This window comes from Methylobacterium iners (genome assembly GCF_022179305.1).
GTDB classification, from domain to species: domain Bacteria; phylum Pseudomonadota; class Alphaproteobacteria; order Rhizobiales; family Beijerinckiaceae; genus Methylobacterium; species Methylobacterium iners.
The window spans coordinates 60,672-84,953 of sequence record NZ_BPQP01000059.1 but is presented as its reverse complement, the minus strand read 5'-3'; the positions used below and the strand labels follow the sequence as shown (position 1 = coordinate 84,953).

The 24,282-nt window shown below is 68.3% G+C and carries 19 protein-coding genes and 1 pseudogene; 10 read left to right on the top strand and 10 right to left on the bottom strand.

What is annotated here, in order from left to right; translation table 11 throughout:
• Window positions 1-34 precede the first annotated feature (34 nt).
• The 3 genes from MFF55_RS18090 (at window position 35) to MFF55_RS18080 (ending at window position 4,416) form a co-directional block, all read left to right on the top strand.
• Window positions 35-751, top strand: coding sequence for a NepR family anti-sigma factor (locus tag MFF55_RS18090; protein ID WP_238245502.1), 717 nt, complete (start codon window positions 35-37; stop codon window positions 749-751).
• A gap of 271 nt (window positions 752-1,022) precedes the next feature.
• On the top strand, window positions 1,023-3,566 hold the full coding sequence (locus MFF55_RS18085) for an HWE histidine kinase domain-containing protein (RefSeq protein WP_238245497.1): 2,544 nt from the start codon (window positions 1,023-1,025) through the stop codon (window positions 3,564-3,566).
• Window positions 3,567-3,828: 262 nt separating this feature from the next.
• Entirely contained in the window at window positions 3,829-4,416 is a 588-nt protein-coding gene (locus MFF55_RS18080) for a biliverdin-producing heme oxygenase (protein ID WP_238245496.1), read from the top strand.
• Window positions 4,417-4,679: 263 nt separating this feature from the next.
• Here the strand turns inward: MFF55_RS18080 and MFF55_RS18075 are convergent, their stop codons facing one another.
• On the bottom strand, window positions 4,680-4,976 hold the full coding sequence (locus tag MFF55_RS18075) for a hypothetical protein (RefSeq protein ID WP_238245495.1): 297 nt from the start codon (window positions 4,974-4,976) through the stop codon (window positions 4,680-4,682).
• A 598-nt stretch (window positions 4,977-5,574) separates the two neighbouring features.
• Here MFF55_RS18075 and MFF55_RS18070 point away from each other — a divergent pair.
• Genes MFF55_RS18070 through MFF55_RS18050 form a run of 5 tightly spaced genes read left to right on the top strand, consistent with a single transcriptional unit; the run spans window position 5,575 to window position 10,311 of the window.
• Window positions 5,575-6,714, top strand: a complete 1,140-nt coding sequence (locus MFF55_RS18070; protein WP_373874831.1) for an acyl-CoA dehydrogenase family protein — start codon at window positions 5,575-5,577, stop codon at window positions 6,712-6,714.
• 14 nt (window positions 6,715-6,728) lie between these two features.
• Window positions 6,729-7,832, top strand: a complete 1,104-nt coding sequence (locus MFF55_RS18065; RefSeq protein ID WP_238245494.1) for an LLM class flavin-dependent oxidoreductase — start codon at window positions 6,729-6,731, stop codon at window positions 7,830-7,832.
• Window positions 7,832-8,770, top strand: a complete 939-nt coding sequence (locus MFF55_RS18060) for an ABC transporter substrate-binding protein (protein ID WP_238245493.1) — start codon at window positions 7,832-7,834, stop codon at window positions 8,768-8,770. The genes MFF55_RS18065 and MFF55_RS18060 overlap by 1 nt, the downstream gene beginning before the upstream one ends.
• 32 nt (window positions 8,771-8,802) lie before the next feature.
• A complete protein-coding gene (locus MFF55_RS18055; RefSeq protein ID WP_238245492.1) occupies window positions 8,803-9,318 on the top strand; it encodes a cupin domain-containing protein in 516 nt (171 codons plus the stop codon).
• A 27-nt stretch (window positions 9,319-9,345) separates the two neighbouring features.
• Complete coding sequence (locus MFF55_RS18050; RefSeq protein ID WP_238245491.1) at window positions 9,346-10,311, top strand: aliphatic sulfonate ABC transporter substrate-binding protein; 966 nt, start codon at window positions 9,346-9,348, stop codon at window positions 10,309-10,311.
• 106 nt (window positions 10,312-10,417) lie between these two features.
• Here the strand turns inward: MFF55_RS18050 and MFF55_RS18045 are convergent.
• Window positions 10,418-11,478: pseudogene (locus MFF55_RS18045) on the bottom strand (transposase).
• 61 nt (window positions 11,479-11,539) lie between these two features.
• Entirely contained in the window at window positions 11,540-11,893 is a 354-nt protein-coding gene (locus MFF55_RS18040; protein WP_238245490.1) for a hypothetical protein, read from the bottom strand.
• A gap of 186 nt (window positions 11,894-12,079) precedes the next feature.
• On the opposite strand from MFF55_RS18040, the gene MFF55_RS18035 reads away from it, so the two are divergent.
• Entirely contained in the window at window positions 12,080-13,702 is a 1,623-nt protein-coding gene (locus tag MFF55_RS18035; protein ID WP_238245489.1) for an ABC-F family ATP-binding cassette domain-containing protein, read from the top strand.
• 360 nt (window positions 13,703-14,062) lie between these two features.
• On the opposite strand, the gene dsdA is transcribed toward MFF55_RS18035, so the two are convergent.
• The 4 genes from dsdA to MFF55_RS18015 all read right to left on the bottom strand — a co-directional run bounded on the left by dsdA (window position 14,063) and on the right by MFF55_RS18015 (window position 18,689).
• A complete protein-coding gene (dsdA, locus tag MFF55_RS18030; RefSeq protein WP_238245488.1) occupies window positions 14,063-15,337 on the bottom strand; it encodes a D-serine ammonia-lyase in 1,275 nt (424 codons plus the stop codon).
• 61 nt (window positions 15,338-15,398) lie between these two features.
• Window positions 15,399-16,427, bottom strand: a complete 1,029-nt coding sequence (pdxA, locus tag MFF55_RS18025) for a 4-hydroxythreonine-4-phosphate dehydrogenase PdxA (protein WP_238245487.1) — start codon at window positions 16,425-16,427, stop codon at window positions 15,399-15,401.
• The gene (locus MFF55_RS18020) at window positions 16,424-17,668 is read right to left on the bottom strand and encodes a four-carbon acid sugar kinase family protein (protein WP_238245486.1); all 1,245 of its coding nucleotides are present in this window, start codon (window positions 17,666-17,668) and stop codon (window positions 16,424-16,426) included. The genes pdxA and MFF55_RS18020 overlap by 4 nt, the downstream gene beginning before the upstream one ends.
• A 1-nt stretch (window position 17,669) precedes the next feature.
• Window positions 17,670-18,689: a 2-keto-3-deoxygluconate permease gene (locus MFF55_RS18015; RefSeq protein WP_238245485.1), complete on the bottom strand. Its 1,020-nt coding sequence runs from the start codon at window positions 18,687-18,689 to the stop codon at window positions 17,670-17,672.
• A gap of 523 nt (window positions 18,690-19,212) precedes the next feature.
• On the opposite strand from MFF55_RS18015, the gene MFF55_RS18010 reads away from it, so the two are divergent.
• Window positions 19,213-20,229 carry an aldo/keto reductase gene (locus MFF55_RS18010; RefSeq protein WP_238245484.1) on the top strand — a complete coding sequence of 339 codons (1,017 nt, stop codon included), beginning with the start codon at window positions 19,213-19,215 and terminating at the stop codon, window positions 20,227-20,229.
• Between the two features lie 145 nt (window positions 20,230-20,374).
• Here MFF55_RS18010 and MFF55_RS18005 read toward each other — a convergent pair whose 3' ends face one another.
• The 3 genes from MFF55_RS18005 to MFF55_RS17995 all read right to left on the bottom strand — a co-directional run bounded on the left by MFF55_RS18005 (window position 20,375) and on the right by MFF55_RS17995 (window position 24,276).
• Window positions 20,375-21,349 carry a tripartite tricarboxylate transporter substrate-binding protein gene (locus tag MFF55_RS18005; RefSeq protein ID WP_238245483.1) on the bottom strand — a complete coding sequence of 325 codons (975 nt, stop codon included), beginning with the start codon at window positions 21,347-21,349 and terminating at the stop codon, window positions 20,375-20,377.
• Window positions 21,350-21,428: 79 nt separating this feature from the next.
• Window positions 21,429-23,600 (bottom strand): carboxypeptidase regulatory-like domain-containing protein, encoded by a 2,172-nt coding sequence (locus tag MFF55_RS18000; protein ID WP_238245482.1) that lies wholly within the window; start codon window positions 23,598-23,600, stop codon window positions 21,429-21,431.
• Between the two features lie 82 nt (window positions 23,601-23,682).
• Entirely contained in the window at window positions 23,683-24,276 is a 594-nt protein-coding gene (locus MFF55_RS17995; protein WP_238245481.1) for a c-type cytochrome, read from the bottom strand.
• Window positions 24,277-24,282 lie beyond the last annotated feature (6 nt).

Below are 24,282 nucleotides of genomic sequence, written 5' to 3'. Positions count from 1 at the left end.
GGAGACGTCCTGGAGCGAGGACGCGGATGAGGCGATGCAAGCTGACCAAGTCGATACGGTGCTGTCTCGGACAGATCACGGATCGCCATCTTCGACGCACGAGATCTCTCGGCAGGTGCAGGATCACCTCGGCTCGGAGCTGAAGAGGCTCTACGCCTCCCTGGTCGTCGAGGAGCAGCCGCGTCGCTTCCTCGATCTGATCGCACAGCTCGACGCTGGCCTCCTCACGGACGGGACGGCACCCGCTTCTGACTTCCGCGGTGATCTGCTGGCGGCCCTTCCGGGCCTGAGGGCGTTTGCCCTATCGCTGACTGGCAGCCCCACCCGAGCCGATGACCTACTTCAAGAGACACTGCTGAAGGCGTGGCAGCATCAAGCGAGCTTTCGTCCAGGCACGAACTTCATGGCCTGGCTGTGCACCATCATGCGCAATCATCTCTACTCCGAGCACCGCAGACGCAAGCGTGAGGTCGAGGATGCGGACGGGGTTCATGCAGGCAAGCTGGTTGCTCTGCCATCCCAGGAGCATGGGATCGAGCTGCAACAGGTCTGGACCACCCTCGCCAAACTGCCGCCAGTCCAGCGTGAGGCACTGTTGCTCGTGGGCGCACAAGGCCTGACCTACGAGGCGGCTGCCGAAGTCATGGGCTGCCAAGCGGGGACTGCGAAGAGCCGAGTGTCCCGTGCGCGAGCGTTCCTGGCCGGATCACTCGGGATGGCAGAGGATCGACGGTCAGGGGCATTGGCCTGAGCAAACGAGAGCGTTGGTAGGACGTATAAGGACCCAGACGGTGCTTAAAGCCTGAGTGCCTTTTGCGGGGCTGCGACTTCCATCGAAAACCACACAACCTGAGAGAAGGCTTCGGCGGTCTTATGGAAGGACGACGATCGCAACCGGAAAGCACCGACGGCGAGCGTTTTAGCGCTTCCTTCCCATCGCTTGCCACGGGTTTGCCCTGAATGCGTTGAATGAGGACGCATGGCGAACCGAGTGGCGGTTCGCGTCCACAGCTTCCCAATCCATGACCCAGACCACTGTCGGTCACGCGACCGCATCTGTCGACCTGTCCTCGTGCGACCGCGAGCCCATCCATATCCTTGGGGCGGTCCAACCGTTCGGCTTTCTGCTGGCCGTCTCTCCAGATTGGATCGTGACGCGGGCTAGCGTGAATGCGCCGAGCTGGCTCGGCCGCCAGGTCGACGAGATGCTTGGCCTGCCGCTCGACAAACTCCTGGACGGTGAGGCCATCCACATTCTGCGAGGCCACCTTCAGACCCTGCGGGGACCGGACGCTGTTGACCGGGTCTTCGGCGTCCACCTTCTCGAAGGCCAAGCCAGCTTTGATGTAGCCCTGCACCTGTCGGGCGGCTCCATCGTTATCGAGGCAGAGCCCAGCGCGCCCGAGCACCTCAGCGCCGGCAACCTCGTGCGTAGCATGGTCTCGCGCCTTCAGCAGACTGTCGGGTTCGAGCCCTTTTGCCGCGAGGCCGCCCGGCAGATGCGGGCACTCACCGGCTTCGACCGGGTCATGGTCTACCGCTTCGCGCCCGATGGCTCAGGTGAGGTCATCGCAGAAGCCGTGCGCTCTGGCCTCGATCGCTACCTTGGCCTGCACTATCCGGCCTCTGACATCCCAAAGCAGGCTAGGGCGCTGTACGAGCGCAACTGGCTGCGCATCATCGCCAACGTCGATGCGCCCGGCGCCGCGGTAGTGCCCGCTCGCGACCCCGACGGCGCGCCGCTCGACCTCTCGCTCTCGACCCTGCGCACGGTCTCGCCCATCCACCTCGAATACCTGCGCAACATGGGCGTGGCCGCCTCACTGTCCGTCTCCATTTTGCGCAACGGCCGCCTCTGGGGGCTGTTTGCCTGCCACCATATGGAGCCCCGCCATATCTCGCTGGAACGCCGCACTGGCTCCGAGCTATTCGGGCAGATGTTCTCGTGGATCCTGGAAAGCCGGGAGCGGGAGGTCGAGGCTGCCCAGGAGGGACGCTCTCGCGAGATCCACACCCGTTTGATGAGTGCGCTCGCATCGGGCGGCACGAGCCTGGAAGACCTCTCGGGGTTCCTTGATGAGGTCGCAGGCATCGTGTCTTGCGACGGCGTCGGATTGTGGGTGAACGGTGAGGTTACGCTTCAAGGCGCGACCCCAACAGCGGAGGAATTTGCCGGCCTCGTGCGCTTTCTTAACCGTACCGCGGCAAGCCGACCCTATGCCACCGACGAAATCGGGCGCGTGCACGAGCCTGGACGGGACTTCACCGTCCGGGCCGCTGGCATGCTTGCCGTCCCGGTCTCTCGCACGCCGCGCGATTTCCTAGTGTTCTTTCGCTCCGAGGTCTCGCGAACGGTGACCTGGGCGGGCAATCCGGAGAAGCCGGCAAGCCCAGGCCCAAACGGAATCAGGCTCACGCCGCGCAAGAGCTTCGAGGCTTGGCGCGAGGTCGTACACGGGCGCTCGCTTCCCTGGACAGATGTCGAGTTGCGAGCTGCGGAGGGGCTGCGTGTCACCCTGCTGGAGGTAATCCTGAGGCTCACGGACTCGGCGGAGAAAGAACGCAAGGTCGCCCAGGAACGGCAGGAACTCCTCATCGCAGAGCTCAACCACCGGGTTCGCAACATCCTCAACTTGATCCGTGGGGTCGTCACGCAGAGCCGCTCCAGCGAGCTCAGTGGCGAAGAGTTCGCGGCACTGATCGGCAGCCGCATTCAGGCGCTTGCCCGGGCACACGACCAGATCACGACTGCGAACTGGGGACCGGGCTCCCTGCGCAAGCTCATTCTCCTAGAGGCAGGCGCCTACCTCGGCGCCAAGGCCGGACGTCTTGTCCTCGACGGAACCGACGTGTTGCTAGAGCCGCAGGCATTCTCGACAGTGGCACTAGTTGTCCACGAGATGATGACGAATTCTGCTAAGTACGGCGCTCTTTGCGACAACCACGGCCGAGTCGAGATAAGTTGGGAGCGTGATGCCCAAGACTATCTCGTACTCAACTGGCGCGAGAGCGGAGGTCCGACCGTCCGCGCCCCGACGCGACGCGGCTTTGGAACGACCATCATCGAGCGCTCCATTCCCTACGAGCTCAAGGGCGAGGCAGAGATCCGCTACGAACTCACCGGGGTGGAGGCGCGCTTTACGCTACCACCCACCTTCGTCCGCGCCGCTCCGCCGATCCCAGAGACCGCAGCCATCCACGAAAAGTCGGACGCGCCACTTCAACTCGCTGGCACGGTGTTGGTCGTGGAGGACAACATGATCATTGCTTTGGAGGCCGAAGAGCTGCTCACCACCTTGGGCGTCGAAACCATCGATATGGCCGCTTCGACCAGAGATGCCTTGCGCCTGATCGAGGCATCACCACCTGATCGAGCCCTCCTCGATGTGAACCTCGGATCCGAAACAAGCATCCCTGTCGCACGACGCCTTGTGGAGCTCGGCATCCCCTACGCTTTCGCCACGGGTTATGGCGAAAGCTTCAAGATCCCAGCAGACCTTGACGAGGTGCACGTGGTCAAGAAGCCCTACGACGTCGATGCGTTGCGGCGGGCCTTTGCCTTGTGAAAGGCTCGTCGGTTGGTGACAGGTCTGGAGTGTGTCGACGAGACGGCAGGTGCCGCTCCTGTTCGGGACCACCTATGGCGTCAATGCCAGCGTTCCAGGTTACCTGAGGTACGTGCCTTTTGCTCCTAAGACTTACGATGAGCCGTCCATTTTCGGAGTCTTGAGAATCCTGGTTCGCCATTCAGCATAAGTCATTGGGCAGCAGGTGGGCGCCAAATGGCTGCTTCGGGAAAGGCCCTATTCTGTTTATTTTGGGATCACAATGGCTAACGCTGCCGGGGTCGGCGCAGTCGCGCTGATCGACCAACTCCGTAACCGGACCCGCGACCTCCACGAGGGACTAGAGCTAGACCTCGACTGGGAGCGCCGCATGGCGACGCTTAAAGGATACACGAGGCTACTGGCACGGTGGTGGGGATTCCACGCCGTTTTCGAACCCCTATTAGAGACGAAGCCACCATTCGTAGGCCTGGACGGGCGCGGCAAGCTTCACCTCATCGAGCGCGATCTTCACCACCTTGGCTTCTCACCGGACGCCATTGCAGCCCTTCCCCGAATTGAAGCGCTTACCTTCCTCAGTGACCGTGCCTCCATGGTCGGGGCGATGTACGTGGTCGAAGGCTCGACGCTGGGCGGGCAGGTAATTTCACGCCACGTCCGGCACCTGCACGGTCCGGAGATTTCCGACGGCGCATGTGCCTATTTCCTAGGATACGGCAAGGCCGCGACCGCTCCGATGTGGCGAGCGTTCCAGGATCGTCTCCTCGGCATCGAGTCCTCCTCTCACGACGCGGTCGTCACCGGCGCGCGTCAAACGTTCCAGACGTTGAGGGATTGGTTACCGCGGTAAATGGGCCGGGCGACATGTTAAGCAAGGTTAGTTGGGCAGCTGAACGTCCGCTTTTCGGCGCGACGCCAATTTCCGCTCTCCACCCTTTCCAGACCTTGGCGTGACCAAGCTGATCGAGTTCAGACCCCAACCCCACTGGCGCGGCAAGGTCGAACGGCAGCCCTGCCGCGGTCGTGGCGCCGATCCGTAACGGCAGAGCGGAATGTCGGTCGTCGATCGCTTCCGCGGCAACTCGTACAGGCGCGAAGGGCGTCGCCGCCCGCTCAGTTCGCGAAATCCTGGGCCACGTCGTCCTGGGCGACGTAGGCCATCATCATCTCGGAGACGGCGCGGTGGGCGTAGCTCGAGACGCTCTCGCCGCCCCAGACGGGGAAGGCGTCGACGACCCTGCGGCCCGCGAGCACCCGCCCGACCTCGTCCGGCGTGAACCCGTCCTCCACCGCCGCCGCGAAGGCCGCCCGGCCGTAGAGGCGTGGGACTGGGTATCGCTGCCGACGCCGGACGGACGCCGCGAGGGCTCCCGATGGCGCGGCGTCATCCTGCCTGATGTGCTCTCTCATGATCGTGTTCCCGCTTCGCTGGTGTGTCCGATCCGTGCCTTGCGCGCAGCGAGGGACGACAACAGCGGCCGAGAGCGGCGGGAGACTTGTGGGTGATGGTATTCATCCGGTCCGCACCTTGGCTCGGGCCAAAGAAGATGAGTCGAGGGGCTATCGACGAGGAAAATCTACGCTGTCAGCCCTGGAATGTGCTGCCAAAGTCGATGGCGATGTTGGATCGGACGTTGCGCCTCGGCCGCGATCCGTAGAACGAGCCATCCGCGGCCACCCGGCTCGGCCAGGTGGCGCCTGAGCGATGGAGCGGCACGCAGCGTTCTGTAAAATGGACAGGGTTCCGTCGCGCTTCGATGCCCGTCCCCGCCGGCGCAACTGCGCGGCCCATTTCGCCGCGTCCGATCCGACGATCGACGGTCTCAGGAGGCCAGTCTCCTCCGAGCGCCCGCGAGCGACAAACAAAATCCTCTCCTTCTCCGTCCTTTAAAAAGAACGTTCTCGTTGACTTTCGCGCGCCGCGGCCGGACCTTCGGACGGCCTGGACCCCGGTCGTTGCCCTGCTTCCTGCGGACGGGAGGGCCCTGCCGAACGATTGCCGCTGCCGATGAGTGCTCCCTTCGCCGTCGACGACGTCGCCGCCCTGGCGCGGGCCTTCGCCGAGCGCGCGGCCGAGCATGACCGCACGGGCGGCTTCGCCCACGAGAACGTCGCCGGGCTGCGCGCGGCCGGCCTGCTGGCGCTGACGGTGCCGCGCGAGCTCGGCGGGCAGGGCGCGGGGCTCGCCCGGGCGGCCGCCGTCGTCGGCCGGCTCGCCGAGGGCGATCCCTCGACGGCGCTGGTCCTGGCGATGCACCTCCTCCAGCACGGCATCATCCATCACGAATCCGCCTGGCCCCGCTCGGCCTCGGCGGCGGTCGGACGCGCCGCGGTCGAGCACGGCGCGCTCATCAATGCCCTGCGGGTCGAGCCCGAACTCGGCACGCCGGCCCGCGGCGGCTTGCCGGCGACGGTGGCGCGGGCCACCCCGGCCGGCTGGCGGATCGAGGGCCGCAAGATCTTCTCCACCGGCAGCCCCGCGCTCGCCTACGGCATCGTCTTCGCCCGCACCGACGAGGCCGAGCCGCGCATCGGCAACCTCCTCGTGCCGCTGGCCTCCCCTGGGGTGCGGATCGAGGAGAGCTGGGACCATCTTGGCCTGCGCGCCTCGGGCAGCCACGACGTGGTGTTCGAGGGCGTGGAGGTCCCGGCCGATCACGCCGTCGACCTGCGCCGGCTCGAGGAGTGGCGCCGGCCCGATCACAGCCAGCAGGCCTGGAGCACCACGCTCCTCGCGGCGCTCTACGACGGCGTCGCGCGGGCGGCGCAGGCCTGGTTCGTCCGCTTCGCCCAGACGCGCACGCCGGGGAGCCTGGGCGCGCCGCTCTCGAGCCTTCCGCGCTTCCAGGAGGCGGTCGGCGAGAACGAGCGGCTGCTCGCCCTCAACGCGCGCTGGATCCGCCACCTCGCCGCCGACGTGGATGCCGGGGCTTGGCCGAGCGTGGAAGAGGCGGGATTCCTGAAGCTCACCGCCACCGAGAACGCCATCGCCGTGGTCCAGCGCGCCGTGGAGCTGACCGGCAACCCCGCCCTCTCGCGGAAAAACCCGCTGGAGCGGCACCTGCGCGACGTGGTGTGCGGGCGCATCCACTGGCCGCAGCACGACGCCGTCCGCGCCGCCGCGGGCCGGGCCGCGCTGGGCCTCTAGAGGAGACACCTGCCATGAGCCTCATCGGCCCCGAAGCGATCGAGTTCATCGGCTTCGCCGCCCCGCGCTACCAGTCCGAGACGCATGCGGCCGAAGGGCCGGCGATCGACCGCGAGTACCTGCGGCTGCTCGCCCAGGCGCACGAATGGGGCGGGTTCGACCGGATCCTGGTGGCCTTCTACGCCACCGAGCCGGACGCGCTGCTGCTCTCGGGCTACATCGCCTCGATGACCGAGCGCATCGGCCTGATGATCGCCCACCGCACCGGCTTCACGGCGCCGACGGTGGCGGCGCGCCAGTTCGCGACGCTGGACCAGCTCACCGGCGGGCGCGTCGCCATCCACGCCATCAGCGGCGGCGACGACCGCGAGCTGGCGCAGGACGGCGACCACCTGACCAAGGACGAGCGCTACGCCCGCACCGACGAGTTCCTGACGATCGCGCGCCAGGTCTGGACCTCGGCCCAGCCCTTCGATTTCGCCGGCACGCATTACCGGATCGCGGGCGGCTTCTCCGAGGTGAAGCCGGTGCGGCGCGGGGGCATCCCGGTCTATTTCGGAGGGGCCTCGCCCGCCGCCATCGCGGTGGCCGGGCGCCACGCGGACACCTACGCGCTGTGGGGCGAGAGCCTCGATCAGGTCCGCGAGGCCATCGCCCGCGTGCGCGCCGCCGCGGCGCCCCACGGCCGCGCGCCGCGCCTCAGCCTGTCGTTCCGGCCGATCCTTGGGGATACGGAGGAGCAAGCCTGGGCGCGTGCGGAGGAGACCCTGGCGCGCACCCGTGCGCTCCGCGCCGCACGGGGCCTCGGCCCCGCCGCGACGCCGCAGAACGAGGGCTCGCGCCGGCTGCTCGCGGCCTCGGCCAAGGGCTCGCGCCTCGATCGTCGTCTCTACACCGCCATCGCGGCCGAGACCGGCGCCGCGGGCAATTCCACCGCCCTCGTCGGCACGCCCGAGCAGGTCGCCGAGGCCCTCCTCGACTACCACGCGCTCGGGGTGCGCACCTTCCTGATCCGCGGCTTCGACCCGCTGGAGGACGCGATCCGCTACGGCCGCGAGCTGCTCCCGACCTTCCGGACCCTGCTCGCCCGGCGCGGCGACGAGGCGGACGCCGCCTGATGCGCCTCCTGCTCGTGCTCCTCGCGCTGCTCGGCCCGGTCGCTCCGGCCGGCGCCCGGGACGCGGTCCTGCGCGTCGGCGACCAGCGCGGCAACGCCCGCGCCTTGATGGAGGCGGCCGGCGTCCTCGCCGACCTTCCATACCGGCTGGAATGGAGCGAGTTCCCGGCCGCGGCGCCGCTCCTCGAGGCGCTGAACGCCGGGGCGATCGATGCCGGCGGAGTCGGCGACGCGCCCTTCACCTTCGCGGCCGCCGCTGGCGTGCCGGTGAAGGCCTTACTCGCCTTCCGCAACCGGCAGGACGGGCTCGCCATCCTGGTGACGCAGGCCTCGCCGATCCGCAGCGTCGCCGACCTCAAGGGCAAGCGCATCGCCACCAATCGCGGCTCGATCGGGCATCAGTTGGTGCTCGCCGCCCTGGAGGAGGCCGGGCTTCCGGCCAGTGCCGTCACCTTCAGCTTCCTGCCGCCCGCCGACGCCAAGATCGCGCTCGCCAGCGGGAGCGTCGACGCCTGGTCGACCTGGGAGCCCTACACCTCGACGGCCGAGCTCGCCGGCCTCGCCCGCGTCCTGCGCGACAGCAACGGGATCACGCCGGGCCTCAGCTTCGCGGTCGCCAGCGACGGCGCCCTCAAGGCGAAGCGCGCGCTGCTCGCGGATTTCGGACGCCGGCTGGTGAAGGCGCGTGAATGGGCGCTCGCCGACCCCGCGCCCTACGCCGCCGTCTGGTCGAGGCTCATCGGGCTGCCCGAGGCGGTGCCGCTGCGCTGGTTCTCCCGCGCCCGGTACCGGGCCGTCCCGATCGACGCCGAGGTGATCGCCGACGAGCAGCGCAACATCGACCTCTACGTGCGCAGCAGCCTGATCCCGGCGGCGCGCGCCCCGCGGGCCGAGGCCATTCTGGACGCGAGCTTCGAGCCCTGCGCCGCGCTAAGGTGAGCGGCCGAGACGGGCAAGGCAGGACGCCGCACATGCACGACGACACGTACCACAGCCATGATCATGGGCAAGATGCCGACGCCGCGCCGGCCGAGCGCTGGAAGCACGACGGCGTGCGGGTGATCCCGGGCGACAGGCTCGACGCCAACACGGCCCAGACGCCGGGCATGTTCCGCCAGGCCGCGATCAACCACGCCCGGGTCGGCGCCCAGAAGATCTGGGCCGGCACCGTCGCGATCGCGCCCGACGCCAAGACCGGCGTCCATCATCACGGCGCGCTGGAGAGCGTGATCTACGTCGTCTCCGGCCGCGCCCGGATGCGCTGGGGCGAGCGGCTGGAATACGTGGCCGAGGCCGGTCCCGGCGACTTCATCTTCGTGCCGCCTTACGTGCCCCACCAGGAGATCAACGCCGATCCGGACCAGCCCCTGCACTGCGTGCTGGTGCGCTCGGACAACGAGGCAGTGGTCGTCAACATCACCGATGTCGAGCCCGTCGAGAGGCCCGAGACCGTCCACTGGGTCGACCCCATCCACAAGCACCCCTGATCCATCGCGATCCGCCCGAGGCCAGAGATGATCCGACGTCTTCCGACCCTGCTGAGCGCCGCGCTCGGCCTTCTCGTCCTCGCGCTCCTCTCGGGCGGCGTCGGGGCGGCCGAGCCCAAGACCCTGCGCATCGGGCTGCAGAAGTCCTCGACGCTGATCAGCCTGCTCCGCCAGGACGGCTCCCTGGAGAAGGCGCTGGAGCCGCTCGGCGTCACGGTGTCCTGGCACGAGTTCACGAGCGGCCTGCCGATCATGGAGGCGCTCAATGCCGGGCAGATCGACCTCTCGGCCGACGTCGCCGACACCGTCCCGATCTTCGCCCAGGCCGCCCAGGCCCGGATCACCTACGTCGCGGAGGAGGCGGCCTCTCCGACCGCGCAGGCGATCCTGGTCGCGGCCGATTCGCCGATCAAGTCGGTGGCCGACCTCAAGGGCCGCAAGGTCGCGGTGACCAAGGGCGCCGGCAGCCACTACCTCCTGCTGGCCGCGCTCGCCGGCGAGAGCCTGCCCTTCAAGGCGATCAACCCGGCCTACCTGACGCCCGCGGACGGAAGGGCGGCGCTGGCCAGCGGCAATGTCGATGCCTGGGTCGCCTGGGACCCCTTCCTGTCCGCGGCCCAGCAGCAGACCGGCGCCCGCGTGCTTCGCGACGGCACCGGCCTGTCGCTCTACAAGCGCTACTACCTCGCCTCGGACACCTATGCGGGCCGGCGCCCCGACGTGCTCGCCGTCGTCGTGGCGAAGCTCGGCGAGACCGGCGCCTGGGTGAAGGCCAACCCGGCCGAGGCCGCCCGCCGGCTTGACCTCCTGTGGAAGCTCGACGAGGCCGTCGTCCTCCAGGCGAACGAGCGCCGGAGCTACAAGGTGGACCTGGTCCGCCGCGACGGCCTCAGGGAGCAGCAGACCATCGCCGACGCCTTCCGTGCCGAAGGCCTGCTGCCGCGGGCCGTCGATGCCTCGGCGTTGGGGTTGTGGGAGCCGCCGACGAGGTAGAGGTGGAGATCGGTCCGCTTGGCCGCGCTGGGCTGCTTTCGACCGAGGCTGTGTGAGAACGTGAGGCAGTGTTGGGCGATGACGGCGCGTGATGGAGTGTGCGGGCTCATGCATGCAGGGCGGTGACGAGCGGGCCGGTGCCGAAGTTCGCGATGACCCGCTTCAGGTTGCAGACCAGAACCTGCAGGCTCATCTCGGTGGCCACGTTCTTCAGTCTGCGTATCCGGAAGTGGGTCGCCCCCATCCAGCCCTTGATCGTTCCAAACACGTGCTCGACGGTCTGCCGACGCGTGCGCATCGCGTGAGGGTCCCGCAGCTCATGGGCGCGAGCTGGGTGCGATCGTGCCCGACGTTCGTCACCGCGTGCGCCACGCCGGGGTGATGCTTGGTATCCACTGCCGCCTGAACGTTATAGCCCACCAGTCCCGTGCCTTTGCCCTTCGCGGCCATGGCCCGCGCGTCCGGACCGGTGAGGGAGATCTGCCGACCCGACGCAACCTCGACCGCGGTCGGCATGGCCTGCAACTCCCGCATCCTGTCGCAATGCGTCCAGCCGCTCCGCGATGCGTGTGGTGCGCATCTGCGCGACTTCGTCCTCCCGACGATCGGCGGTATCGAAGGCGGCAAGGTAGCGTGCGATGCCGGGCTCGACCTGCTCGATGCGGCCCTGGATGGCGCCGGGCGTGAAGATCTTGTCGCGGGTGTTGCCGGCCTTGAAGCGGCTTCCGTCCAGCGCCACGACACCGCCGATCAAGAGGCCGAACTGGCGGCAGAGCACTACGAACTGCGCCCACGTGGCGTGGATCGCTGGTCCGTTGTCGCCGTGGAAGTCGGCGACCGCCTTCAAGTCGGGCGCGAGCCGGCCGGTCAGCCATATCACCTCAACGTTGCGACCGGCCTCACGTTCGAATCGGCGGCTGGAGGCGACTTGGTTCAGGTAGCCGTAACGGTAGAGCTTGAGCAGGGTGGCGGGATGATAGCCGACCCGTTGGAGCGGGCACCACGCCAGCAAAGCCCAGAGCGGCGAGCTCGAGTTCATTTTACGAAGACATCGACGACCCGCGTCAGATTGTCGATACCGACGTAGCCGTCAAGACAGTCCGGCAGGAGCGTGATCTGGTGGCGATCCGAACCTTGAACGAAGCGTCTTGTCTTGCCCTCTCGCACTCTAGACGCGATATCGATTAATGATTGCTCTTCCGCAAGCAGTTTAGCATTTTAACTAGCCTCAGTTTCGACTCACGCCGTACTTCTCTGCAAGATCAAGAAGGTGATGACCGCGTATGTTGCGATCCGCACGGTTCACAACGACAGCAAGGAACAGATTGCTGATGTCTGTGCCGATCAGTACCTGATCGAACCGGCCAGCCGCGTCACGGTAAACGCTGGTAACGTCCAGGATCTCTGTGGCACGTCCCAGCGGCAGCGCGATCGTTTCGACATAAGACCAGACATCAACAACGGCCTCCGCGGTTGCCGTCACGTTCCGCATCGGGGCGGAAAAGCATGCTGAGAACTCGTCGCTGGACAAGAGGCGGGTAGCGGTCATCACCCATTCACGCGTCAGGTCTTGTTGCTGCACTTAGCCATGAGGCATCCGAGCGATACGTTTCCACACAGGCTCCACGCATCCCGGTCATAGGCTTCCGCTTCATCAGGCTGTAATCAGCCTGGCACAGGGATCACTCCGATCCCGTGCCACCATTGCCTAGCACGTTGATCCGCGTTCTCGTCGCACGTTGCGCCACATCCTCATTCCTGCGGACCCATGATACGCCTCGAGAAGATCAGCAAGCAGAACGGGCGGCAGCTCGTCTTCATCGAGGCGTCTGCCGCTCTGCAGAAGGGCGAGAAGGCCGGACTCGTGGGGCCCAACGGCGCCGGCAAGACCACGCTCTTCCGGATGCTGACCGGCGAGGAGGAGCCCGACGAGGGTGGGGTCGCGACCGACCGCGGCATCACCATCGGCTATTTCAGCCAGGATGTCGGCGAGATGTCCGGGCGCAGCGTGGTCGCGGAGGTCATGGCCGGGGCCGGCCCGGTCAGCGAGGTGGCCGCCGAGCTGAAGGAACTGGAGACCGCCCTGGCCGATCCCGACCGGGCGGACGAGATGGAGGCCCTGGTCGAGCGCTACGGCGAGGTGCAGGCGCGCTTCGAGGAGCTCGACGGCTACGCGCTGGAAGGGCGGGCCTACGAGGTCCTGGCGGGCCTGAGCTTCAGCCAGGAGATGATGGACGGCGATGTCGGCAAGCTGTCAGGCGGCTGGAAGATGCGGGTGGCGCTCGCCCGCATCCTTCTGATGAACCCCAACGTGATGCTGCTCGACGAGCCGAGCAACCACCTCGACCTCGAGAGCCTGATCTGGCTCGAGGCCTTCCTCAAGAACTACGAGGGCGCGCTCATGATGACCTCGCACGACCGCGAGTTCATGAACCGCATCGTCACCAAGGTGATCGAGATCGATGGCGGCGCGCTGACGACGTATTCGGGCGATTACGCCTTCTACGAGCAGCAGCGTGCCCTGAACGAGTCGCAGCGGCAGGCCCAGTTCGAGCGCCAGCAGGCGATGCTCGCCAAGGAGATCAAGTTCATCGAGCGCTTCAAGGCGCGGGCCTCGCACGCCGCGCAGGTGCAGAGCCGGGTGAAGAAGCTCGACAAGATCGAGCGCGTCGAGCCGCCCAAGCGCCGCCAGGCCGTCGCCTTCGAGTTCCAGCCGGCGCCACGCTCGGGCGAGGACGTCGTCAGCCTGAGGAACGTGCACAAGCGCTACGGCAGCCGCCGCATCTACGAGGGGCTCGATTTCGGCATCCGGCGCAAGGAGCGCTGGTGCGTCATGGGCGTCAACGGCGCCGGCAAGTCGACGCTGCTGAAGCTGGTGACCGGGACGGCGCAGCCGGACGACGGCACGGTGGCGGTCGGCGGCAGCGTGAAGCTCGGCTACTTCGCCCAGCACGCCATGGACCTGCTCGACGGCGACCTCACGGTGTTCGGGGACTTGGAGGCCTCATTCCCCCAGGCCGGGCAGGGGTCGCTGCGGGCGCTGGCCGGCTGCTTCGGGTTCTCGGGCGACGACGTCGAGAAGCGCTGCCGGGTGCTGTCGGGCGGCGAGAAGGCGCGGCTGGTGATGGCCAAGATGCTGTTCGACCCGCCGAACTTCCTGGTGCTCGACGAGCCGACCAACCACCTCGACATCGCGACCAAGGAGATGCTGATCAAGGCTCTGTCGGGCTTCGAGGGCACGATGCTGTTCGTCTCCCACGACAGGCACTTCCTGGCGGCGCTGTCGAACCGGCTGCTCGAGCTCACGCCCGACGGCATCCACCAATATGGCGGCGGCTACACGGAATACGTCGCGCGGACGGGCCAGGAGGCACCCGGCCTGCGGAGCTGATCGAGGGCGCTTGGGCAGCGGGCTCCGCCTCAGTGCCTTGGAAGCAGCCCGTCCCGTGAAGGGCTCGGCGGCGCAGGTGGCGCGGGCGGTCTATCGAGGTGCGTGCGTCCTTCGTCGAAACTCGGCTTCGTGACCCGGCGTCCGGGCGCCTCACCGCAAGACGACGAGGTAGGGCCAACCGTGCGCGTGCCATCCGTCAACGGCACCGGGCTCGAGATCCCGGCGCGCCGTCCGCAGGATCGCGTCGTCCTGCCGGAGGGTTAGCCACGCCCCAAAAGCGTGCACGCGAAGGCCACGAGTGCTCGTCGCTGCGCCTGAGAGCCTCCGAGATGCGGCTTTGATGGCCGGCCGTTCGTAGGATCAAGCCACCCGTGCCAACGCGGCCTGGAACTCCACCTCCGGCAGCAGAGCGCCGCCGGTGGTCCAGACGACGTGCGTCGCGCGGGCGAGGTCCGGCAGCGCGGCACAGGCCGGTCCCACGGCCGCGAAGGCCGCCGCCGCCGAGGGTTCGAGGCGCATGCCTGCCTGAAGCCAAAGATGGCGCAACCACGCGAACAGGTCTGCGTCGCTGACCGTCACGATGGCCTCGACGAGGTCGCCGACCGTGCGGGCCACGAGCATCGAGGCCGCGGCGACGGCCAATCCGTCCGCGGCGGTGCGGTTGTCGAGACCGATGTCGTAGACGCTCACCGGCCGATGCGTCCCGGCCACGAGCTGCACCAGCATGCAGGGCGCGGCAACCGGCTCCACGAGGATGCAGTGCACGGCGTCGCCGAAGAGCAGCTTCAGCCCGAGGGTCACGCCGCCGGGGGCGCCGCCCACCCCGCAGGGAAGATAGACGCAAAGGGGGTGGGCTGCGTCCACGATCACGCCTGCCGCCGCGAGTTGACGCCGAAGGTCGGAGGCCGCGGCCGCGTAGCCGAGGAACAGGTCCACCGAACTCTCGTCGTCGACGAAGTGGGCGTCGGCCCGACCTTCGAAGGCTTTGCGGGCGGCCGCGACGGCGCTGCCGTAATCCCCGGCGTGCTCCACGACTCGGGCGCCGAGATCGCGCAGCCTCTGCTTCTTCCACGCCTTGGCGTCGTGCGACATGTGCACCTCGACCTCGAAGCCGAGGGCCCGGCCGATGACCCCGACGCTGAAGCCGAGATTGCCGGTGCTCCCCACCGCGACCGTATGGGCGCCGAGGGCGGCGCGGACATCCGGCTCCGCGAGACGCGCATAGCCTTGCTTCGGCGCCAGCCAGCCCGCCGCGCGGCCGAGCATCTCGGCATGGATCAGCACCTCGTAGAGGCCGCCGCGCGCCTTGATGCACCCGGTGACCGGCAGGTCGTGGTCGGCCTTCACCCAAACCCGCGCCCCGGCGCGTCCCGCGACGTCCTCGGCCACGTGGCTCGCGAGGGGCCGGAGGGGAGAATCGATCCGGCCGGTCCCGAGTTCGGGGAACAGGCGGGCGAGCAGCGGGTCGAAGCGTCGCCAGCGTGCCTCGGCGGCTTCCACGTCGGCGCGGTCGAACGACAGCCCCGGTAGGATCTCGGCCGCGCGGCCGCTGCGCGGGTTCCTCCAGACGGTCGGCCGGCCCTCCCGTACGGCCTCGGGGATCGTGGTGCGCCACCCTGTTCCGTCGATGCTCATGGCAAAGCGTGTCCTCTCGCGGAAGGCGGTTGGGAGGCCTTCGCTCGGAGACGGGCCGATTTCAACCGGTGGAGGACGGCGTGGCGTGGGTGGCCGGGGCGCTTTTCGGCGCCAGGGCGGTCGCTTGGCGCAGCGCTTCCACCAGGCTCCGCTCGTCCGCGATCCCCTTGCCGGCGATGTCGAAGGCCGTGCCGTGGTCGACGGAGGTCCGAACCACGGGAAGACCCACCGTGATGTTCACGCCGGATTCGAGACCGAGAACCTTGATCGGGCCGTGCCCCTGGTCGTGGTACATCGCGACCACCATGTCGTAATCGCCACGGCCCGCGAGGAAGAACAGCGTATCGGCCGGCAGCGGGCCGCTGACGTCCCAGCCCCTCGCGCGGCAAGCCTCGACCGCCGGCGCGATCTTCTCGGCTTCCTCGCCGCGGCCGAAGAGGCCGCCTTCGCCCGCATGCGGGTTGATCGCGCAGACGCCGATCTTCGGATCTTCGATGCCGGCCTTCACCAGCACGTCGTGACCGCGGGCGATGACCCGCTCGACGAGGCCAGGCTCGATCCTGGCGATCGCGTCGATCAGGCCGACATGGGTCGTGACGTGGATCACCCTGAGCTTCGGCGAGACGAGCATCATCGAGACTTCGGGCGTGCCGGTCAGATGGGCGAGGAGCTCGGTGTGGCCGGGGAACTTGTGGCCGGCGGCGTGCAGGGCCTCCTTGGACAGCGGCGCGGTGCAGATGGCTTGCGCTTGCCCCGCCTGGACGACCCGCACGGCCTTCTCGATGTAGCGATAGGCCGCCTCACCCGCCGCCGCCGATAATCTCCCGAATGGCAGGTCCTCGGGCACCAGGTTCAAATCCACGCATTGCACCGCCGTGCTCTCGAACTTCGCTGCGCCGGCATCCGGCAACGAGTCCACCGCGATTCCGGCCCCGACGATCCGGCCGGCCTGCCGGAGGCGTGCCGCGTCCCCGATCACCAGGGATCGGCAGATGGCGTGAACCTCCGGCAGAGCGAGCGCCTTCATGATGATCTCCGGCCCGATCCCGGAGGGATCGCCCATGGTGATCGCGATCGTCGGACGGGTCATGTGAAGCTTCCCTCGGTTCTGACGCTGCGCAGACGCTCGGCGATCCGCAGGAGGCTGTCGGCGTCGCCGAAGGCGCCGGCCTTGGTGACGACGGGTATGGTGAGACGACCCAGGGTCAGCCCGAGCGAAACACCGGGCTCGATCTCGTCGACGAGGCGGATGCCGCCGACGCCGAAACGTGAGAGCAGGGCCGCGGCGGTCTCGCCCCCGGTCGCCGCGAAGGCGCCGATCTGCGAAGCGATCGGCTCCAGGGCCTCGGCCAGGCCTTGGACGAGGCGCGGGCCGAGCGCCATGTCGGGGGCGGCGTCCATGGCGATCTCGACCAGTACGTCCCCTCCGGCGGCGGTCACCTCGGCGATGCGTGCGGCGAGCGCCACCCTGCCGGCCGGGCGGTCCAGCAGGGTCTCGGGGGCGACCGGAAGATAAGCGACGCCTCCGCCCGCAGCGAGCTTGCCGGCGGCCAGGCGGGAGGCCGCCGCGAGGGAACCGACCACGATCAGCGCGCCGCGCCCGCTCGGCGCGACGCGCACCGCCTCGATGGGTCCGGTTTCGTCGAGGGCCGCGAGGGCATGAGCGAGGCCGGCGCTGCCGATGAAGAAGGCCTCCGGGATCGGCAGGCTCGCCCGGGCGATGCGGCCGAGATCGTCCTCCGTCTCCGCATCGCAGACCGCGATCGCGTCGCCCGGAGCGGCGATCCGCGCCAGCACGCTCGCAAGGTCGCTGCGGACGCGCGGGAGCGGAACCCTCTCCGCCCGGATGCCGGCGGAACCGAGGACCGCGACGAGATCGGCGTCGGCGTAGGTGTGGTCGCGACGCCAAACTTCGGCTTCCTCGAGCGGATGGCCGTTGATCCGAACGCGACCATCCACCGTGGTCCTGCCCGTTGCCGGAAAGGCAGGCGCGAAAATCCCGAACGCAGATCCACGCCGCATCCTGAGTGCGGCGATCGCCGCGGCGGTCTCGGCGGCCGGCTGCCCTCTCAGGGTCGAATCGATCTTCTTGAAGAGCCTGCGATCCGGTTCGAGCAGCCGGTCCAGGATCCGGGCATGGAGACGCCCGGCCGCCTCGGGAGAGAGGCTCCGGCTGTCGGCGTCGTAGGACAGGACCGTGAGCGGATCGGACGTGGCGATCGCTGCCTCGCCCCAAGTCACGGTCGCGGCGCGGCCTCGTCGTCCGAACGCGATGGCGCAGTCTGCGGCGCCCGTCAGGTCATCCGCGAGGATGAGCCAGCGGCCCTCCATCTCAGTGGCCGCCGGCCCGCGGCGCGGCCGCCGCCTCGGAGGGGCTGAGAGGATCGGCCTCGACCTCCTCGGGGCGACCGAAGGTTCTGGCGGTCCATGCCGTCGCGATCGGGACGAGGATCGCCGTCACGACCACGCAGGCCGCAACCAGGATCGTGGCCGGGCCGGCCGCATCCGCATAGGCCGGATTGGCGGAGGCGACGATGGCCGGCACGGCCGCCGCGTTGCCGGCCGTCGAGGCGGCGGCCACGCCCGCCACTCCCGTCCCACCGGTCAGACGATCGGCGAAGAACAGAGGGATGCCCGTGACGATCACGACCGCGACACCCATGGCGAGGCCGAGCAGTCCGGCCTGCCAGACCTTCGACAGGTCGAGGCCGGCCCCGAGGGCGAAGGCGAAGAACGGGATCATCACCGGGATCGCGCGGCTCAGGAAATCGCGCATCTCCCGGTCGAGGTTTCCGATGATCATGCCGACCAGGAGCGGCAGGATCGCCCCCACCAGGGTCTGCCAGGGAAAGGCCGACAATCCGGCGATCCCGAGTGTCACCATCGTGAGGAAGGGTCCGCTCTCCAGCGACATCACGGTGTAGGCGCCCACATCGCGCGGGCGGCCGTACTGGCCCATCAGCGCCATGTAGAGCCCGCCGTTGGTGTCGTTCATGCTGGCCACGATCGCCAGGGTGGAGAGGCCTGCGAACATGCCGGCGGCCACTGGAGCCTCGCCCAGCACACGCCCGAAGATCAGGCCGAGAATGACGGCGATGCCGACTTTGACGACGAGCAGCGTGCCGCCCTTCTTCACGATGTAGGGCGTGGCGCGGAAGTCGATGCTCGCGCCCATGCAGACGTAGAAGACGGCGAGGATCGTCAGCGCCCCGGAGAACAGCGCCCCCGTGAACGAGCCGAAGACCTTCGGCGTCTCGGGAAAGAAGGTCGCGATGAGGGCTCCCGCCAGCAGCGGGACCACCATCATGCCACCGGGCACGGCTTCGATGGATCGCTTGATCGGGACCTGCATGCCCGTTTCCCTCCCTGCGTATTGCACGCGACGTCCCGCCTACGCCGCGCCCTCCATCACCGTTTCCGCCAAGCGCCGCCCAGGCTGAACAAGTGCCGCCAAAGCTGAACCGGCTTGATGACCTTGGGCATTCTGAAGAACTTGTTTTCGATCTACCTCGATCACCGATGCGGGAAGACGATGACGCTCGATATGTCAGGGGCTCGCCTTGTCATGAGCAATCTGAGATCAGGCGTTCTCGTTCCATCAGCGATCTTCGACGGCGCTCCCGCGCTGCCTGCGGGCGCCACGACCCCGAGGGCGGGCGCGGAGCTTTCTCGCTTGCGGGGCGGTTCCCTTACGTCGCTGCCTTCGGTGCCCTAATTCGGCTTCGCGGCGTTCGTCATGGTCCGGCTTTGGACCCAGGGCGGTCGAGCGTCATGAAGCGAAACGCGAAAGCCTGTCCCTCGGCGCTCCGCCGCGATGCTTTGAGGGTCGGCGCCGGTTCTTGGTCGATGTCGGCCTCCAACGTCGGATGACTTCCATGCAGCACCGCAATCTCGGCCGCTCCGGCCTGAAGGTCTCGCCGATCTGCCTCGGCACGATGATGTTCGGCGGCCAGACCGATGAGCCGACCGCGACGCGCATCATCCGATCGGCGAGCGCGGCGGGCATCAACTTCGTCGACACGGCGGACGTCTACAACGAGGGCCGCTCGGAAGAGATCACCGGCCGGGCCATCGCGGAGGATCGAGCCGCCTGGGTGCTCGCGACGAAGGTCGCCAACCCGATGGGACAGGGCCCGAACGATGGTGGGTTGTCGCGCGTCCGGATCATGCGGGCCGCCAATGAAAGCCTGCGGCGCCTCGGCACGGACTACATCGACATCTACTACCTGCATAAGGAGGATCACCGAACACCGCTCGGCGAGACCGTGCGGGCGATGGGCGATCTCGTCCGGCAGGGCAAGATCCGGTATTTCGGGGTGTCGAACCATCGCGCCTGGCGGGTCGCCGAGATCTGCCGCCTGTGCGACGACCTCGGGATCGACCGGCCGGTCGTCAGCCAGCCCTACTACAACGCGCTCAACCGGATGCCCGAGACGGAGCACCTGCCGGCCTGCGCCTATTTCGGCCTCGGGGTCGTGCCCTACTCGCCTCTGGCACGGGGCGTCCTCACGGCGAAGTACGACCCGGACGCCCCGCCGCCCGCGGAGACCCGTGCAGGGCGCGGGGACGCACGCATGATGCAGACCGAGTGGCGGCCGGAATCCCTGCGCATCGCCCGAACCTTGCGGGCCCACGCCGAGGCGCGGGGGATCACGGCCGGGCAGTTCGCGGCGGCCTGGGTCCTGAACAACGCCCTCGTCACGTCCGTGATCGCAGGCCCGCGCACCGAGGACCAATGGACGGACTACCTCGGAGCGCTCACCTACGCCTTCAAGGCCGAGGACGAGGCCCTCGTCGATTCCCTCGTTGCGACCGGACATCCCTCGACGCCCGGCTACAACGATCCGGCCTACCCGATCGAAGGTCGCCTGCCGCGAACGGACGGCCGATGACTTCATGAGGACCAAGTGGTCTCGGCGGACGACCTTGCAACCGGAGGCATGCGGACGGGGCTGACCGAGCCGACGACTTTCCATTCGACGGAGGCGTAGCGGCTCGTTTGCGCCGTCCTTAGAAGCGGGCGTTCGCCGGTTGCGCCTATTGCGCCGTGACGCCCGCGTTCTTGATGACCGGCACCCACTTGTCGACCTCGGACCTGACGAATCCAGCCAGGGCTTCGGGGGCCTGACCGGCATCATCGGGAAGTTCCGCCCCGAGATCGAGGAGACGCTTGCGCGTGGTCTCGTCCTTAAGGGCCGCCCGGGCCGCCGCGTTCAGCGTCTCGACGACCTCCTTCGGCGTGCCTTTCGGCGCGAAGAGGGCGTTCCATCCCGTCGCCTGGAACTCGGGCAGCCCCTGTTCCGCCGAGGTGGGCACGTCGGGGATTACCGGCAGTCGCTCCTTCACGGCCGTGACCAGCCCCTTGACCTCCTTGGCCTGGATCGGCGGGACGACCCCGACGCTCTGGTCGCAGACGTAGTCGATATGTCCGCCCAGAAGGGCGTTCAGCGCCGGACCCGACCCCCGGAACGGCACGTGCTGCGGCTTCACGCCGAGGAGCGCATCGAGGAAGAGGCAGGTCAGATGGGAGGTCGCGCCGACGCCGCCGGTGCCGTAGTTCATCTTCGCGGCATTGGCCTTCAGATAGGCAACGAACTCCTTGAAGTCGTTGACCGGCAAGTCCTTCTTCGCGACCACGAGCATCGGGGTCCCGGCCGTGTTCATGATCGGCTCGAAATCCGTGCGCGGATCGTAGGCCAGCTTCGGGTAGATGGCGACGCTCGCCACCTGGCTGCCGAGGTTGCCCATCAGGAGCACGTAGCCGTCGGGGGCCGCCTTGACGACGCGGGTCGCCCCCACCGTGCCGCCGGCGCCGGTGACGTTCTCGATGACGACCTGCTGGCCCAGGGTCCGGCTCATGTGATCGCCCATGATCCGGGCGACCACGTCGGTCGTGCCGCCGGGGGCAAAGGGGACCACCATGGTGATCGGCCGGGTCGGATAGGTGGCTTGCGCCTGCGCCGCCGCGACGAAGCAGAGGGTGACCGTCAGGGTATAGAGAGCCCGCATCATGATGTCCCTCGATCTTGTTTGCAGCCAAAGACAATCGCAATTCGACGCACGCTTGCAGGCCTTAAGTTCTCTCAAGCTTTCACCTCGCGAGCGAGTCGGGCCTGATCTGGAAGTGAACGGCCCGCGGCCTGCTGCCCCTGCCGCCTTCCATCAGCCAAGGCGTCCTGTCCCCGCTGGTCGTCCACAAGCCCCGCCCTTTCCAGCCGGCGCTCGGATCGTCGATCCGGCCGTCGAACCCCTTCGCGTAGAAGCCCAGCGGATAGGGCACCCGCAGCGAGATCATCCGGCCGTCCTTCAGGGCGACCAGCCCGTCCATGAGGTTGGCCGTCGACATCGGCACGTTCTCGCCGAGCCCGAACGTGTCGTGCTGATCGACCCAGGTGTAGTAGCTCGACTCCGCGCTGTTCTCGGCGATGCCCTCGAAGCCCGGACCGGGATATCGGTGGAACGTCCAGCCCTCGGGGCAGTGATCCCCCGTCGCGGTTGGCCCGTTCAGCGGCCCTCTGCATTTGCGGCGGTCGAAGCTCGCGAGATGGCCGCTCGACAGCGAAGCCCAGACGACGCCGTCCTTATCGATGTCGCCCCCGCGGATGCCGAAGCCGGGCGCGGGAACATTGTAGATCTCGGTGAGCCCGGTCCTGGTCGGGTCGTCGCCCGGTGCGAAGCGCAGCACGGCCGGCGTGCCCCCGAAGACGCCGACGGTGTACCAGACCGAGCCGTCCACCGGGCTCGGCATGACCGCGTAGGGGCCTGAGCCGGGAACGATGCGCTTGTCCCTGGCGGGATCGAGCGGCTGGCCCGGCTCGACGTGCTCGTCTCGCCGCCCGTTGGCGTTCGTGTCGAGGACGAACGGCGACCAGCCCTGCGCCTTCGCGGCATCGCCCGTCCCGTCGAGGACCCTCGTGTTGATCCAGCCCGCGACCTGGCCGGTGCCGCTGAGCCAGAGCGTGTCGTCGGCATCGTAGCCGAACTGCAGATGGTGGGTGCCGAAGCAGGTATCGATGAAGGTGTAGGTCATCGCCTTCGGGTCCAGCCTCGTCACCTGTCGGCTGGACCGCTCGAGGGGAAAGACCCGGGCGGACGGGTGCTCGGATCCCCCTTTGCAGAAGGACGGGTTGTCGACGCCGCGCAGGCCCGCGGCGAGCCAGAGCCGGCCCTGCCGGTCGAACATGGAGTTGTGATTGTTCGCCCGCGTGTCCCAGAGCTTCTCGTCGCCCCAGTAGGCCGAGGGTTGCAGCACCCCGGCGCTGGCGGCGTGTCCGGGTCCCAAGGCCTCGGGCGTATCGGCGTCGCGCACCGGCAGCTTGTAGAAGGTCACCCAGTGCGTCTTCGGATCGAGGATCGGCATCAGGTCGGTCGAGTATTCCGGGGCGCCGAAGAGCGGGCCGTAGGCGTTCACGGTCGGGTGGCGGCGGTCCGACGCGATCAGGTCGTGCAGGTACTGCTTCTCCGTGTGCCATTCCCAGGACGTGACCACGATGTTGCGCTCGAGCCCTTCCGGGCGTCGGGGCTGCACTTGCGGCGTCTCGCCCTTCGCGATCCGTTCAGTCCACTCGGCGTAGTACTTGAAAGGCGCGCCGCCGAAGACGCCGGCGAGCTGGTTCGTCATCTGCTCGCCCGACTGCCCCGACTGGATGCGCCGCATCCAGGCCTCCTCGTGAGTCCTGCCCTCCAGGAACACGCCCGGGATGGTCCGCGTGGACGCCTGGCCGAGCTGATGGCAGCCGACGCAGCCGATGTTCTTGACCTGCTTCAGCCAATCGATCTGCGTGAGCTTCTCGGGGATGTCGCTGCTGCCCCCGAACTGGTCCGCGCCCGGGATGCGCAGCATCGCGTACCAGTAGAGGGCGGGGTAGTACTGCGCGGCCGCCCTGGCGTCCGGCGCGGCGACCGCACCGAGGTCGAGCGTGCGTCCCGGTCCGCTCCGCACCTTGGGCGAGTCGACGAGGCCGTAGCCCCGCACCCAGATGCTGTAAGTGGCTTGAGGCAGGTCCGGAAGAAGGTAGCGGCCGGCATCATCCGTTACCACGATCTTGGCATATTTCGTGGGAAGATCCGTCGTCTCGGCGATGACCCAAACGCCTGCCTCCGGACCGTTCGGGCCCGTGACGAGGCCCCCGATGTCGTCCGCGTCGATGCTGACGGCCGGCGCGGCGCTCGGTTGCGCGGCGGTCGGCGCAGGCGAGATCGCCAGCCCGAGCGCGACGGCAGGGGCCGCGAGGCGAAAGCCCAAACCTGTCCCGTTCAGCATGACCTCTCTCCTTCCGCCGATGGGGGAGGAAACCCGACGTCGCCGCGACCCTGAGACAAGGCCGATGCGGCTTTGCTCGCGCTCACTGATGCGCCAGGAAATGGGCGAGGTCGACGATCTCGTCGTCGCCCACCTCCTGCGCGACCGCGTTCATCGAGGGGTCGTAGCCCGGACGCGCGTTGGACTTGTAGCCGCGCAGGGCGGCGGCGAGATACTCCTCGCGCTGGGCGCGCAGGCGCGGGATCTGCTCGCGCCCGGAATAATCCGCGTTGTGGCAGGAGCCGCATTGATGCTTGGCGGCCGCCTGCCGGGCACGCTCCATCCGCGCCGGATCGCCTGGGCCCACGGCCTGCGGCGGGGGGAGGGCGGCAAGGGCATCGGAGACGGTGCGCAGGTCGTCGTCGGAGAGGCCCGCCGCCATCTCGTTCATCGGCGGCGCGATGCGCTGCTTCTCGCGGAACTGGTAGAGCTGCGTCAGCAGGTAGTCGGCGGGCTGGCCGCCGAGCGAGGGCACGCCCTCCGTCTGCGAGCGTCCGTCAGTCCCGTGGCAGCCGAGGCAGGGCGCCAGCCGCTCGGCCAAGGGACCAGCTATGGGATCGGCCGGCGCGGGCGACGCGCCGAGCACGAAGCCTAAGAGGGCGAGGAGCAGGGCTCCGGCCACCGGAGGGCGTATCATGGGCGA